This window comes from Roseimaritima multifibrata, assembly GCF_007741495.1.
Classification (GTDB): Bacteria; Planctomycetota; Planctomycetia; order Pirellulales; family Pirellulaceae; genus Roseimaritima; species Roseimaritima multifibrata.
The window spans coordinates 2,347,664-2,361,623 of record NZ_CP036262.1 but is presented as its reverse complement, the minus strand read 5'-3'; the positions used below and the strand labels follow the sequence as shown (position 1 = coordinate 2,361,623).

General features: G+C 55.2%; 11 protein-coding genes. 8 read left to right on the top strand and 3 right to left on the bottom strand.

Annotated features, from left to right (window positions below; genetic code table 11):
- The first annotated feature begins 332 nt into the window (after positions 1-332).
- The 3 genes from FF011L_RS08575 to FF011L_RS08565 are packed head-to-tail and all read left to right on the top strand — an operon-like array spanning position 333 to position 5,459.
- On the top strand, positions 333-3,929 hold the full coding sequence (locus tag FF011L_RS08575) for a S1 RNA-binding domain-containing protein (RefSeq protein WP_145351214.1): 3,597 nt from the start codon (positions 333-335) through the stop codon (positions 3,927-3,929).
- Positions 3,926-4,414 carry a hypothetical protein gene (locus FF011L_RS08570; RefSeq protein ID WP_145351213.1) on the top strand — a complete coding sequence of 163 codons (489 nt, stop codon included), beginning with the start codon at positions 3,926-3,928 and terminating at the stop codon, positions 4,412-4,414. Before FF011L_RS08575 ends, FF011L_RS08570 begins: the two co-directional genes overlap by 4 nt.
- A gap of 55 nt (positions 4,415-4,469) precedes the next feature.
- Positions 4,470-5,459, top strand: a complete 990-nt coding sequence (locus tag FF011L_RS08565) for a lysylphosphatidylglycerol synthase domain-containing protein (RefSeq protein ID WP_246109819.1) — start codon at positions 4,470-4,472, stop codon at positions 5,457-5,459.
- On the opposite strand, the gene FF011L_RS08560 is transcribed toward FF011L_RS08565, so the two are convergent.
- The gene (locus tag FF011L_RS08560; protein WP_145351212.1) at positions 5,448-6,083 is read right to left on the bottom strand and encodes a hypothetical protein; all 636 of its coding nucleotides are present in this window, start codon (positions 6,081-6,083) and stop codon (positions 5,448-5,450) included. The genes FF011L_RS08565 and FF011L_RS08560 overlap by 12 nt on opposite strands.
- Positions 6,084-6,369: 286 nt before the next feature.
- On the opposite strand from FF011L_RS08560, the gene FF011L_RS08555 reads away from it, so the two are divergent.
- From FF011L_RS08555 to FF011L_RS08535, 5 genes are all read left to right on the top strand, one after another.
- On the top strand, positions 6,370-7,758 hold the full coding sequence (locus tag FF011L_RS08555) for a dicarboxylate/amino acid:cation symporter (RefSeq protein ID WP_145351211.1): 1,389 nt from the start codon (positions 6,370-6,372) through the stop codon (positions 7,756-7,758).
- Between the two features lie 96 nt (positions 7,759-7,854).
- Complete coding sequence (locus FF011L_RS08550) at positions 7,855-8,295, top strand: response regulator transcription factor (RefSeq protein WP_145351210.1); 441 nt, start codon at positions 7,855-7,857, stop codon at positions 8,293-8,295.
- Positions 8,292-10,043 (top strand): GspE/PulE family protein, encoded by a 1,752-nt coding sequence (locus tag FF011L_RS08545; protein WP_145351209.1) that lies wholly within the window; start codon positions 8,292-8,294, stop codon positions 10,041-10,043. The genes FF011L_RS08550 and FF011L_RS08545 overlap by 4 nt, the downstream gene beginning before the upstream one ends.
- Positions 10,043-11,197 carry a type II secretion system F family protein gene (locus tag FF011L_RS08540; RefSeq protein ID WP_145351208.1) on the top strand — a complete coding sequence of 385 codons (1,155 nt, stop codon included), beginning with the start codon at positions 10,043-10,045 and terminating at the stop codon, positions 11,195-11,197. The genes FF011L_RS08545 and FF011L_RS08540 overlap by 1 nt, the downstream gene beginning before the upstream one ends.
- Positions 11,198-11,199: 2 nt before the next feature.
- Positions 11,200-11,556, top strand: a complete 357-nt coding sequence (locus FF011L_RS08535; protein ID WP_218933088.1) for a prepilin-type N-terminal cleavage/methylation domain-containing protein — start codon at positions 11,200-11,202, stop codon at positions 11,554-11,556.
- A 118-nt stretch (positions 11,557-11,674) separates the two neighbouring features.
- Here the strand turns inward: FF011L_RS08535 and FF011L_RS08530 are convergent, their stop codons facing one another.
- Positions 11,675-13,123, bottom strand: a complete 1,449-nt coding sequence (locus tag FF011L_RS08530) for an alpha/beta hydrolase (RefSeq protein WP_145351206.1) — start codon at positions 13,121-13,123, stop codon at positions 11,675-11,677.
- Positions 13,124-13,377: 254 nt separating this feature from the next.
- Positions 13,378-13,917 (bottom strand): hypothetical protein, encoded by a 540-nt coding sequence (locus FF011L_RS08525; protein WP_145351205.1) that lies wholly within the window; start codon positions 13,915-13,917, stop codon positions 13,378-13,380.
- Positions 13,918-13,960 lie beyond the last annotated feature (43 nt).

Below are 13,960 nucleotides of genomic sequence, written 5' to 3'. Positions count from 1 at the left end.
AGCCAGATCGGTTGCATGCAGAGTACATGTATCGGGATAGCAAGAGCCAGGAATCGAGTCCTCTTGCCGGTTCTGGCAGTTCTGGACGTCGGAAAGTACGGCGAGTGACAGAACCAGCAGGGAGAAACTAACCGTTATCTGTCCCCCAGACCAAAGGGGCGTCGGTTGACAGTTGGGGAGGGAGACCCTAGATTCGCTCTGCCAATCGACGGCGACGATACGCCATTCCTCCAACATTTCGCGAGCGGACTGGTCAGCAGGCAATTCACCGCAATTGCATGGCAAGCTGGCCCCCCCTGTTTTCGCGCTTAAGCATTCGAGTTCCCAGTTGCATGTCTGTTGATCTTGAAGCCATTGCCCGTCATGAACGGTGCGATTCAGTCAGTTTGCGTAATGCCCTCCCCCTTCTTGAGCAGGGCTATCTTCCGCCCTATTTGGCTCGATACCGAAGGGATGAATTAGGAGGTCTCTCCGAAAATTCGCTTTGGGCGTTGCTCGATGCTCTTCGGCAAGAAAAAAGCCGCGCCGAGCGTCGTGAAGAGCTGCTTGAACGCTGGAACAGCACTGCGGTCAAAGACCCTGCAATCGAACAGGCGATTAAACAGGCGACCAGTCGCGCGATGCTGGATCGTATTGGGCGCCGCTTGCGTGGAGAGACGTCTGAAGAAGCCAAACCGGCAGACCGCCTGGCCGCACGAGCGCTATCTCCGCAGCCTGGCGATCCGAGTGACTTAGCGAAACTGGCCAATGTAGTTTCCGAGGAAACCGCCGACGAAGCACTCGACGCGATTCCACAATCGCTGGCCGATCGCTTGGCCTCCGACCCTCGCATGATTCAGGCCGGAGTCCGTTGGCTAGCCAAAAATGCGAAAATCCAAGTCTTAGAAGTCTCCGACCCGCACGGTGGCGAAGAAGAATCGGCGCCGCCAACGAAGTCGAAGAAGAAAAAGAAGTCGGCAAAGAATTCGTTAAGCCCTACCACCGATGCCACAGCGGCAAAGGAAGCGTCCAGCCTTACCGAAGTAAAACCGACTGACGAAGCTGCACCAGCTACCGAAGCTGCACCAGCTACCGAAGCTGCACCAGCTACCGAAGCTGCACCAGCCACCGAAGCTGCACCAGCCACCGAAGCTGCACCAGCCGCCGAAGCCGCACCTGCTACCGAAGCCGCACCGGCTGCCGAAGCCGCACCTGCTACCGAAGCCGCACCTGCTACCGAAGCCGCACCTGCTACCGAAGCCGCACCAGCTACCGAAGCCGCACCAGCTGCCGAAGCCGCACCAGCTACCGAAGCTGCACCTGCTACCGAAGCCGCACCCGCTGCCGAAGCTCCTCCTGCTGCCGAAGCCGCACCCGCTGCCGAAGCTAAAGAGAACAAAAAGGAAGCTGCTGCGGAATCGAAAACCGCGAAGGCTAAGAAGAAAAAGATCTCGCCTCGACAACGTCGTCGTCGCTGGTTGGTTGGCGTTCTTCAGCCATTGGCGAAAAAAGCACACGCTCCTGGCCGTCTGTCGGCATTCCAGAAAGTCATGCTTGGACGAGCCCTTCGTTCGCAAGTCGCCAAATGTGCGTTTCAATACGACGCGACCAAGCTGGTTGAGCATCTGCAGAAATCGTCGGTCCAGGTAAACCCCGAAATGGGTGACACCTTTGTCGAGATCATTCAAGAACATGAACAATCGATTCGTGACGCGTGCGAAGGCGCATGGTGGGACGAATTGCTTGATACCGCAGCTCGCCGGCTAGTCGGAGTCGCCGCATGGCAACTTCGCAAGCAAATGCTCCGCGAACCTGTCGAAGCCAAAGTGGTCATGTCGATCGATGCGATCGGTCCTCAAACCGTCGCGGTTGCTGTCCTTTCGGCATCCGGCCGCTTGTTGGCAACCGAAGACCTACCATGCCAGCTCTCGCGGTCCACGCGTCAGCAGGTTGTGACTCGTCTAGGTGAACTGGTTCATCAATTCAACGTCGACCTGATTGTGGTTAGCAACGGACCGGCTCGACGCCCAACGCTTGTCTTGCTGAACGAATTGCTTGATCAATCCCAGCCGGGATCGATCAAATGGGCATTGGCAGACCGAAGCGGTGCGGACCTGTACGCCGGTGGCGCTGCGGGCAATCGCGAAATGCGAAGCACCCCACGTCGCTTCCGAGCGGCCGCTTGGCTTGCTTTCCAGGTCCTCACCCCGGCTCAAGCTCTGACCAAGGTTGACCCAACGAAGCTACGGCTTGGATCGTTCCAACGCGAACTTTCCGATGACGCGATCGCCGAAGCGGTTAACGACGTATTGATCAGTGGCGTCAGCAGCGATGGCGTCGACATCAACCGAGTCGACTCGTCCTGGCTTGCCCGTCTGCCCGGCATGGATCCTCAAGTCGCAAACGAGATCGACAGCCGACGTCAAAAATCGCTGTTCACCTCGCGTGACGACCTTGCAGAAGTCACCTGGCCCGACGCCGTTTCCCGCAACCAAGCAATCGCATTCCTGCGTGTCTTTGGAAGCGAACAAACGCTTGATGGCACCCTGGTTCATCCAAACGATTACCCACTTGCCGAAAGGCTGATGGGGGCTTTGGAAATTCCAGCGCCACCGGCCGCACCACCGGGATATGTCCCTCCACCGCAGCCAGGCAGCGAAGAAGCCTCGCCAACGGAAAACGAAACTCCAGCGGCTGCCGATGCGGCAGCAAGCACCGACGGGGAAACTCCTGCAGCCGAAGCAACAGACCCATCCGCGGTCGAAACGCCTGCAGATTCTGCAGTCGAATCCCCTGCAGAACCGGTTGCCGAAGAAACCCCCGAAACGGGCGAAACGGCCGCTCCAGAAGCAGAAACCGAATCAGCAGTCGAAGCGTCTGCTGAAGAAGGCACTCCAGCGGCATCGAATGAAGCCACCGAAGGCACCCCTGCGGAAAACGAATCCAACGATCTGCAAATCGAAGGCTTTGGTGCTCCTGAAAAATCGGTTGTGACCGAACATTCCATGACCGCTGCGATTCCCGCACCGGAACCGGAACCTGTTTTCGCACCTTACCGTCACCCGCTGCCGCCTTACGCAGACCTGGAAAAGCGTGCGAAGGAATGGCAGATCGGATTGCACCGCGCGACACAAATTGTGCAGTGGCTCTGTGATCCCTTCTCCGGTGGAGGCGTAACGCTTGATCCGCCAACAGCGACGATGGACCGAGTTCCAAAACTTGCAGCGCTTCAACCTGGCACGAAAGTGGCCGGCGTGGTTGTTGGCGTGGCAAACTTCGGAGTCTTTGTCGAACTGGGCCCTGACTGCAACGGTTTGATTCACGTCAGCCGGCTATCGGATCGCTTTGTCGAAGACATGAACGAAGCGGTACAAGTTGGCGATGTGATCGTCGCCTGGGTAACGGGCGTGGACGCCAAACGACGCCGCGTCGCCCTCTCCGCCGTTTCTCCGGAACGGGAAGCGGAACTGGAAAAAGAACGCAACGAGCAACGACAACAACGCGGACCGCGTGGCCGTGGCAACGCGTCTTCAGCAGGTGGCGGCGGACAACGTGGCAACCAAAGAGATCGCTCCGAAGGTCAACGACGCGGCCAGAAAGGCGGAAAACCAAGTGGAGCTCCTGCCCGAGGACGTGGCGGAGATTCACGAGGCCGCGACAGTGGACGCCGTGAAGGAACGCCTCGCACCTTCACCAAAGTGGCTCGCAAAACCGCTCCGCCACCTCCCATCAGTGACGCGATGGTCAAGGGTGACGAACCAATGCGATCGTTCGGCGATTTGGCTCAATTCTTGCAAAAGAAAGTCGAACCTGCGGAACCTAAGGCCGTCGCCAAACCGGCAACCGAAACCAAGCCAACCGAAACCAAACCCCCTCAACCAGCCTCGGAAGCCCCGCCTTCCGATCAAAGCAATCCCTCCACGGAAGGGAAGGATGAATCGTCCGAATGAGCGATGACTTTGACGAACGTATCGAAGCGGCAATCAATCGTGGACAACGGCGCAGCCAATTCCACAAAGAAGCGGAACGCAAAGAAAAACTTTCCGCGGAAGAACTGCGACGATTGCACACCGAGTATCGCCTAGCACTTTCCGAACGGATTGAACAAGCGGTTTCCAGACTTGCCAACCATTTCCCAGGCTTTCGATACGAAACGCTTTATGGGGAACAAGGCTGGGGTGCAGCGTGCTGGCGAGACAACCTGAATGTCGAAGAGGGACGACGCAATAATTTGTTCAGCCGAATCGAATTGATGGTTCGCCCGCTAAATGAATACTTTGTGCTGGAACTAAAAGGCAAAGGAACGGTTGCTAACAAAGAGATCTTCAATCGCAGCCATTTTGAACATCTTCAAGATGTCGAGCTGGAATCATTCGAGCATATTATCGATGCTTGGGTGGTGGAGTATGCGGAACTCTATTCGGCCGCTGAGTAAGCGGATCTTTTGGTTTCCTTCCTGATTCAACAAATGCTTTCGACAGGTATCCGCATTGAGTCCCGTTTGGAAGAACCGCCTGCGAAGTATCGCTGGACCTTTGCTCGCTTTGGTGCTGTTTTTAGCTGCCATGCGTTTGCTGGTTGGCGAAGCGAAAAAGATCAGCTGGGATGAATTCACTGCGGCACTGACGGGGATACCCTGGATCTACCTCGGGATCGCCTCTCTGCTGATCGCAATGAATTATGTGCTGCTGATCACTTACGATCTTCTGGCGCTGCGATACCTGCGCAGACCCCTTCCGCTCCGGCGAGTCGCTTTGGTTGGTTTCCTGGGATACTCCCTTGGGAACAACTTGGGAACGCTGATCGCGGCCGCCCCTCTGCGGTTTCATTTCTACACGCGATGGGGACTTTCGCCTTCACAAATTGTCGCCCTGATTGCGTTTCTGGGGCTGACGTTCTGGAGTGGGCTTTGCTTTCTTGGCGGAATCGTCCTGATCGCGTACCCAGTCTCTTTGCCCGAAGACATCAGCCTACCGATCGGCACCCGAGCCCTGGGCGTCGTCCTGCTCGCGCTCTGGATTGGATACGCACTTTCCTGTGCGATCTGGCACAAGCCAATACCGATTGGTGGACTAAGCCTTCGCACCCCGCATATCGGATTGATGGGGTTGCAGACCTCCGTTGCGGCTGTCGATTTAACGATTTCAGCAACCGCTCTGTACCTGGTGCTCCCCGCCAACACGGTCGTTCCCTTTACGCTGGTGCTGGCGGCTTACCTAGTAGCGATCGCGGTGGCTTTGGCGACACAGGTCCCCGGCGGGCTGGGGATCCTGGAATTGATTTTGCTTAAACTGTTGGCGGGAACCGTAGGGCAAACCGTACTCGCGTCCATCCTGATTTTTCGCGTGCTGTACTACGTGCTGCCAATGCTGTTCGGGATCATCTTGATGGTGGTCCATGAACTGTGGGAGGGTGCCGCTCAAATGCGAATCGGTACCGCTCGAGTTACCCCACCAACCGACGACGAACTAGGTTGTTAACGGAAGCGGTGCATCGGCCAATTGCTGCAGCACCCATTGCGTTTCCTCTCGGCCCGGGACTTTTGTTCCCCAAGCGACCACCCAAACACGGAATTTCTGGATGACTCCTTTTTCTAGGAAGTCTCCAAAGATCTGCAGCTTGCAGTCCGCTTCGTCCGTCCACGTGGAAATGGCTTGATCCGAACGTGACATAAGCACCGAATAACATTGACCGTTCGAATGAAGCAGAACGTCCCCCGGCCCGCGTTCTTCGAATTTGCAATCGGAAAACGAAAGCGAGAGTGCTGGATGGCTATCAAGCAACCGTGTCTGCGTCGCCAAAACCCACTCAAAGGCTGTCAAACCATTTTCTAACGGAGCGACACGCGACTGCAACGTCACCCCAAATTTGTCGTTTTCGCTTTCCGTCAATCGAACGACGTAATTGTCTTGACGGGCATAATCATCGGAAACTTCTGGCAAGCGTTCACCAGTGGCATCCGCCAGCAGCACTTCCAGTCGATCGTCGGCATGCTGAACTTGCATGGAAACCACCCCACTCTGGTCCGCTGCATCCAAGCTAAGCGACAAGTGGTTCGCGGGTAATTCACAGGATGCACGGCCAGGTTCAGTGATTTGCCACATAAAGGGTTCCAAACGCACAGGTAGTTAGGATCGGCTAAGGTTTCCGTAAAGATACCAAATCTGCCTCGACCTGCGCAGTCGCACGCGATTCTTCCGCACGGAACGCTTCATAATTCGCAAGTCTTTATCGATCAAAACGGCGCTTCATTCGCCCCCAGATTACGCGTTTGGCACTCCCCTCCCCATTCGATGAAATAGATTGCGTGTTTGCTGGACGCCCGCTTTCAAGATTGACTACATTGTCGTTCTAACGAACTGCAATGACTCGCAAGTAACAGGAACGGAAATGCCAGATCACAACAATGACTCCCCCGAAGGAAAGCCTGGAGGTCATGACAATCGGCTGACCTACTGGATTGGCGGTGGAATCATCGCAGCAATCGTACTCGCCTTGGTAGCGCCTCATATCGCCGTCCATACCAAACTTGGCGGCGAACTGTTTCTGCGCAGTTTGCGGATGATTGTTGTTCCCCTGGTTTTCACTTCGGTGATGTGCGGGGTGTTGGGAATGGGTGACATTCGCCGCTTAGGAAAACCGGGGCTGACCGCGGTGGTGTATTACCTGCTAACCACCATCCTGGCGGTCACACTTGGACTAATTGTCGTCAACGTGCTGAAGCCCGGAGTCGGGACTGTCGCCGCATCGGTCGTCGCCGAACATACAAGCGAAAACGTTGGAAGTCCTAAGGGCAAGATTATTTCGTCTTTAGCAAGTAGCAGCGGGCTATCGAAAGGAGAAGTTGCGGAGGTCCTAGCCGATTTGCCTGAGGGAGAATCGTCGTCTCCAAGCGTGACCGCAATTGTCGAGAACATGGCGTTGATGTTGGTCACCGACAATCTAGTGGTCGCCGCTGCCGAAACCGAACTGCTTCCCATCATCATGTTTGCAATCATCTTCGCGGGAATGTTGACGACGATGGGCAATCGCGTTTCCACACTGACCGCATGCATCGTCCAAATCAACGACGCTTTATTGCAGTTCGTTATGTTGCTGATGAAAATCGCCCCGCTGGGCATTTTTTGTTTGGTCGCGGCCCGTTTTGGCGAAGCTCAATTGGCGGGACAATTTGCTCAGGAAATCAAGCAAATCGGTTGGTACTTCGGAGCCGTGATCGCCGGGTTAGCAATCCATGCTGGCCTGGTTTTGCCACTGATCTACTGGATCGTCACTCGAAAAAATCCTTACCGCTACATGCTGGATTTATCCCAGGCATTGCTAACCGCATTTTCAACGGCAAGTTCATCCGCAACCTTACCGGTCACGATGAAATCGGTCGAAGACGCAGGCGTATCGCGGCGTTCTAGCGAGTTCGTCATTCCGTTGGGGGCGACCATCAACATGGACGGGACCGCTCTCTACGAAGCTGCCGCGGTCCTGTTTATCGCTCAGGTCCTCGGCCTAGACATGACGCTGACCCAGCAGATCATCATCGCCTTAACTGCAACCCTGGCTGCGATCGGGGCCGCGGGGATCCCCGAAGCCGGTCTGGTCACGATGCTGATTGTTCTCAATGCAGTGAATCTGCCAATTGAATACATTGGCTTGATTCTATCGGTCGACTGGCTTCTCGATCGCTTCCGCACGGCGGTGAACTGCTGGGGAGACGCGGTTGGTGCGGCGGTGGTTGACTGTACGATCCCGAACGAGGTGCCGCCAACAGCCACCGACGGTTAATGTGACCTAGGGTTAGGTATCCGCAGACGGTGAAACGCGATCCCCGATGTCCAGGGGATCGCCCGTCTGCACAATCCTCCTATCCCGACGATTCCAGTGTTTCATTCGTCCCAATCGAAACTATTGCTAGTTGAATCGGACCCATTGCTTTCCGATTTGACCTCGTTCCGCCTGGAACTGCTGGGGTTTCAAATTGAAACATTGAATTCGGGCAGCGACGCGTTATCCAGCCTCTCACGCGAACTCCCCGATTTACTAATCATGGGGACCGAACTTCGCGACGGCGACGGGATCGAATTGGTTGCCCGATTGCGCACCAAAAACCCGCCTGAACAACTTCCGATTCTAATCTGCTCACTCGATTCCAGTTTAGAAACCGTCGAGCGAGCGTTCGCCGCCGGGGCCCAAGACTACCTGATCACTCCCTACGACCCTTCGGTTCTAGAACAAAAGATCCAAGACCTTCTGCAGGCCTATCGATCGGCGGTTCGGAAAAACCGGCCGAATCTAAACGCCAAAACAGGGAGCGTCCGATGAACCGTCGCTTGGGAGATGTCCTGCTGGAATTGAAGCTGCTTTCCATCGAGCAGCTTGACGAAGCGCTGTCCACAAAACCACGTGGAGAGATGCTTGGCGACTGGATGGTCGAGAAGCAATTTCTGACGTCCGCCGACCTAATCCAAGCGCTTGCAGAGCAATTTGGTGTTCCCGCATTGGACATCGACGCCACCTCGGTCGATCCACAGGTTGCCCGTCTGATCCCCGAAGATTTTGCCCGCAGTCATGAAGCGGCTGCGACCCAAATCCATGGGCGGCAAATGACGTTGGCTATGGTTGCCCCGGACGATATTGAAACGATCGCCGAAGCGGAACTGATGACCGGGTATGAAATTCAACCAGCCGTTGCCTTGGCAGAGGACGTGAAGCAAATCCTGAACCGAGCCTACGACGATCGCTCTCTCGCCCGTCAAACAATCGTTGACCTGAAACTAGCGGAACTGCGTGAAGCCAGGGAAACGGGGACCGAAGACCCAGCACTCGCCGTTCTGGTTGAACAGGAAGAGACGCCCGTGGTACGCCTGGTCCAGGCGATCCTTTCCGGTGCGGCCACCGCCAAGGCAAGCGATGTCCACCTGGAACCGCACAAACCCGAAATGCGAGTTCGCTACCGCGTCGACGGCGAACTGCAACAGATCATGACCATCCCCAACCACATTGAAAATTCGGTGATCAGCCGAATCAAGGTGATGGCGGATATGGACACGACCGAAAACCGTCGTCCACAAGATGGGCACCTAGTCGTATTCGACAATGGGAAGCGAGTCGGTTTTCGTGTCAGCAGCATCCCCACGATTGATGGTCAGAAACTTGTCCTTCGGCTGCTGGACGAAGGGGGAAAGACGTTCCAGCTAGACGGCCTGGGGATGACGGAACGAGACCAGAAAACGGTCCGTGAAATCATCGAAAAACCCTACGGAATGTTTGTTGTTACCGGCCCCACGGGGAGCGGCAAAAGCACGACGCTGTATGCCGTGCTACAACACCTCAACAAGGTCGATTGCAATATCGTGACCGTTGAGGACCCTGTCGAATTCCGGCTTCCCGGCATCAATCAAGTTCAAAGTGATAATGAATTCGGGATGGGGTTTTCAAACGCCCTCAAGTACATCATGCGGCAAGACCCTGACGTGATTATGGTCGGGGAAATTCGTGACCGTGAAACGGCCGGGACTGCCGTTCAGGCCGCTCTCACCGGCCACATGATGATCAGCACACTGCACACCAACGACGCCGTTGGAGCGGTTCAGCGAATGAGCGATCTGGGAATCGACAACTTTAAAATCGCCGGCGCCCTCCTGGGAAGCGTCGCCCAGCGTCTGCTCCGCTGTGTCTGTCGGTTCTGCAAAGAACCTGTCGTTCCCAAAGCCGGACTTTTGCGTGCACTTGATCCGCATGGAAAAATCCCGGTCGGAACCACCTTTTACCGAGGTGCGGGTTGCAAAAAGTGTTTGCAAACAGGACTGGCAGGTCGGTTGCCGATCTTCGAAATCATGTCGATGACCACCGAAGTGGTCGCCGCGGTCGAAGCGGGGATGCCACACTCGCAGCTCCGTGCTTTGGCACTTAAAAACGGAATGATCGAACTTCGCCAAGCAGGGCTAGAACAAGCGATCGCCGGACGAACCACTCTAGAAGAGGTTTACATCAAAACCATGTCGGATGGCTGGGATCGGCGCGAAGGTGCGGAAGACCGCCGCGAACAAGAGAGCGGAGTTTTAAGCTAATGGCCAGCTCCTTATCAAAACCCAAGACGATTGCACGCGGTGGAAGCGGGCTGATGTATTGGATACGGAAACTTCAGTCCATCGAAGTCGGTCCATCCAGCGCCGCCCAAGGCATTCGAATCTCGGCATCCGGGCAAGCGCACTTAATGCGAATGCTGTTGATGCTTCTGCAAAACGGTCTGTCCTTGCCCCGATCTTTAACGGCCCTCGCAGCCGACCGCTCGGTCCGGCGATACAAGCCTGCATTGATGCGAATGAAAAGCAGCGTCGAAGCAGGCAATACGCTGAGCAATTCGATGGCTCGCATGCCGCGAACATTTTCAAAAATGCAAACCCAACAGATCGCGATCGGCGAACAATCAGGTTCGCTGGAACATGCGATGGAGCGAGTTTGTGAGCAACTGGAACGCAGCGTTCAAATGCGCAAACGCGTGATCAAAAAGGTCAGCTACCCCATCCTGATTTTGGTCGCGGGTTTCGGGTTGATCATTTTCATGGTCACTTACGTCGTCCCTGAATTCGAAGGGATTTACAATTCCAGCGGAGTTGACCTGCCGGCCGTCACTCAGGTTGTCACCGGGCTTAGTCGCCTGCTGCTGCAGTATGGCTGGTTACTGATCATTACCGCTCTGGGTTTCATCGCATCTCTGTTTGTCATCCGCTCACAGCCCAAACTGGCGTACTGGATGGACAGTGTGCTTCTGCACGTCCCGCTGCTTGGTCCATGGCTCCGAGACGTTGCGGTTTTGCAGTTTGCTGAAACAACGCTATCGATGGTGGAATGTGGTTTCGTTCCCGTCGATGCCGTTCAAATGTCGGTTGGCTGCGTTCAAAACCGAGCGGTTCGGGCTGCGGTTCAAACCGTCAGCCGGTCTTGCAGTCGCGGCGAAAAACTAAGTACCGAACTGGCACGACAACCACGCCTATTCCCTTCGACGCTCTGCCAGTTAGTTAGCATCGGCGAACAATCAGGTAATTTCCCCAAAGCGATCAGCGGGACGTGCATCCATTTGCGTGAACGGCTGGAATCCCGAATGGATGCAACCATTGGCTTGATCGAACCTGTCCTGACCATCATGTTGGCGGTCTTGATCGGAGCCGTCGTGCTGTCGATCTATATGCCCATGTTCCACATGTTCGAAGTCATGGAATAATGATGATCCATTTGATTACGACGACGAAACCTGACGGGTACAGCAACGCTCTACGTCCCGGCTTTAGCTTGCTTGAGATCATTTTAGCGATCGTGATTTCATCCATGGTGGCAATGATGGGGTTGCACTATATGCGGCCAACGGGCGCCCACTCCCATGACCAAGCCTGCGAACTGACTCGACAGACCGTGCAGTTCGAATTGGGCCGATACCAAGGGGAAACCGGTCTACTGCCACGCAGCGACCTGCGAGAACTAAATACCGCCACCTACTTTGCCAACGGCCTACCAAAATGCCCAGCGCAGGGAGGTGCCTATCAATTGAAAGGAGCCGAAGTCGTCTGCCCGCTGCACGACTGATGTTCTTTCTTATTGGAACATCGATGCCATCCCCATTCGCCGCAAAGAACGACCGCTTCTTTATATCAACAAGAAAACCGGTTGCGGCTCCTAATCACCCCGCCTTACGGGGCAGTCATTAGGCAGCTTTTCTTTTGGTCGCGGTCGAATCTTCGTGGATCAATGCATCCAGTTCCGAATAGAACCGATGGATCGGAGCCGGACCGCGTTGCTGATTCTGCACAGATTCGGCAAGCCATGTCTGACCGCTATCGATCGCCGTGGAAACGCGAACACCAAGAGAGGATTTAAATCGCCCGAACCAAATCACCCCTTGGGGCCATGTTTCGGTCATTCTTGAAAGGTAGACACGATTATTGGTTGCCCAGGCAATGTGCAACGCCAGCAGGCTGCCGATTTGGTCATCCACGAAATAGGAAGTATGAACCAATTCGCTTCCTGAAACCGATTCGGCAAGACGTGAAGCCGCGGTTAACGGAGATCCTGCCAACAACTGGCGAAGTTTTGGAGCCATGTTTCGGGCTCCCTGATCAGCGCGCTGAACGATTCGCTCACATAGCCAACTGGGCAACTGCGGGTACTCTCTTCCCAACACGTTTTCGGTAGGCCAGGGATGAACCGAAACAATTTTCCCACCGGGTCGATTGTTTCCTTGCAAGGTTTTGATCACCTGCCGAGTTACGATCCGATTTAAAACCGGCTGTAAAACTCCGTTATAGGCCAGTCCAAACAACCATTGGTGCGGACGCCCTAAAGCATGCAGCCGATCCGAAGCAAAGACTTGTTCCCGCGGCGAATACCGACCGACAAACGAGAGGGGCATGTCCAGAGTTGCTCGGAGCCCATTGATTGCCTCATCGTCGGGAGACCACAATCCCAACCAGCGGTCTCCGTACAGTTCCATCGCTTTGCGGTCTAGTTGCTCATCCTGACGGATTTGCCAAGATTCCAGCAGAGGTGCCGCAAGCATCGACAGAATGCACAACGCCGCATACAAGCACAGCACCAGTAGCGTCAAACCGCCGACAACCTGCAAAGGGCCCGACACTTCGGAGGCATTGGCGAGCAAAAACTTTCCTAACAGGACAGCCGAAACAAGGCAGGGCCCCGCCAGCACCAAACCAATACCGCACCGCAGCGCACTGCTCCAGCGGATCATGCTGAGCGATTTTTTATTCAGAAACGGGGTGCCTACCGTTGACCAACTGCGAAGCCCCTTCAGCAGAATCCCTTTTCGACAAGCCATTCGCAAGGCAGCCCAGATTAACGACCCGCCGTGGCTATGGCCAATTAAATGGTAGGACCGACCGGCAAGATCGTGGGCTTGCAAAGTTTCCAGCAACTTGACCGCAGCCAATTCGCGATCACGTTCCGTATTGGCTCCCGACCAGTGAAATAGCGGTTCACTTCCGTCGGGCATGGTAACGCCACGAGGCAATTTGCTGGCAAAGCGTTCTGAAAAAGAACTGCCAATCTGCCACCAGCCGGGTCCACGATCCAGTTCCGAGGCAGCAAAAGTGCCGTGGATAGAAAGTACGATTTCAGGATTTGGTTTGCAGTTCGTCATGGTAAAGGGATGTTTACCAAATATCCGAATCGCCGCAAATAGAAATCAGCCCCGCAGAATGGCTCGCAATCGCTGCATCCAAAGCCCCGGGGGAGACAGGACGATGCCAGTGACATTCCTAGCGGAACGGCGCGAACCGTCCGGCAAATAGACGGGGATTCCAGGGCGGCGGCCGGACGGTTCGCGCCGTTCCGCTAGGAATGAAAATTGTCCGCGGTTGGCACTGCTCGTCCGACTTGTTGCGATAGCTTGGACTAAAGCACCTGTGAAACTTCAAGAAGGTCCACGGCGGGGGCTCCATTGCAGAAAATCGTGGCCATCCGCCCATAGGTTGATTCGCCAACGGGCATTTGAAGATGCCGACTAAGCCCTGGGCCTGCCTGCAGTTTGACAATCGCACCAAGATCGATATGTCGCAGCACGTTGTGTTGAATCAAGACTCGCCCCAACGGAGTTTTCTGCGCCTCGATCTCTTGCCGAACCTGCTGCGTGACGTATTCAAAATTAAATCGCACGATACCGAACTGCACCACATCGGATCGATCTTTTTTACGGAGCAGAATTTCTCGGCAATAGAGTGAATCGACAAACCGTGAATCGATCACTTCGACATCGACCAAGCAACCATGATATTGCTCCATCGAGATCGTCATGTGGTGTTCATGCACCAACAGATCGTGATAGGGAGGCGGCGTCGACTCTCTGGCGACATGTTCTGCCGACAAAAAAAGCGGCTCTTTATCCGGTTCCGGAAAAAGGGCACAGAGTTCTTCAAGTTCAATCAGAGGGTTCACGATCGCATCCTTCCTACCGCTTCAAAACACATCCGCGTCTATC

Bases quoted from the DNA above. Each gene is read 5' to 3' on its own strand.
- FF011L_RS08575 (WP_145351214.1), top strand. From the start codon at position 333: ATGTCTGTTGATCTTGAAGCCATTGCCCGTCATGAACGGTGCGATTCA.
- FF011L_RS08570 (WP_145351213.1), top strand. From the start codon at position 3,926: ATGAGCGATGACTTTGACGAACGTATCGAAGCGGCAATCAATCGTGGA.
- FF011L_RS08560 (WP_145351212.1), bottom strand. From the start codon at position 6,083: ATGTGGCAAATCACTGAACCTGGCCGTGCATCCTGTGAATTACCCGCG.
- FF011L_RS08555 (WP_145351211.1), top strand. From the start codon at position 6,370: ATGCCAGATCACAACAATGACTCCCCCGAAGGAAAGCCTGGAGGTCAT.
- FF011L_RS08545 (WP_145351209.1), top strand. From the start codon at position 8,292: ATGAACCGTCGCTTGGGAGATGTCCTGCTGGAATTGAAGCTGCTTTCC.
- FF011L_RS08540 (WP_145351208.1), top strand. From the start codon at position 10,043: ATGGCCAGCTCCTTATCAAAACCCAAGACGATTGCACGCGGTGGAAGC.
- FF011L_RS08535 (WP_218933088.1), top strand. From the start codon at position 11,200: ATGATCCATTTGATTACGACGACGAAACCTGACGGGTACAGCAACGCT.
- FF011L_RS08530 (WP_145351206.1), bottom strand. From the start codon at position 13,123: ATGACGAACTGCAAACCAAATCCTGAAATCGTACTTTCTATCCACGGC.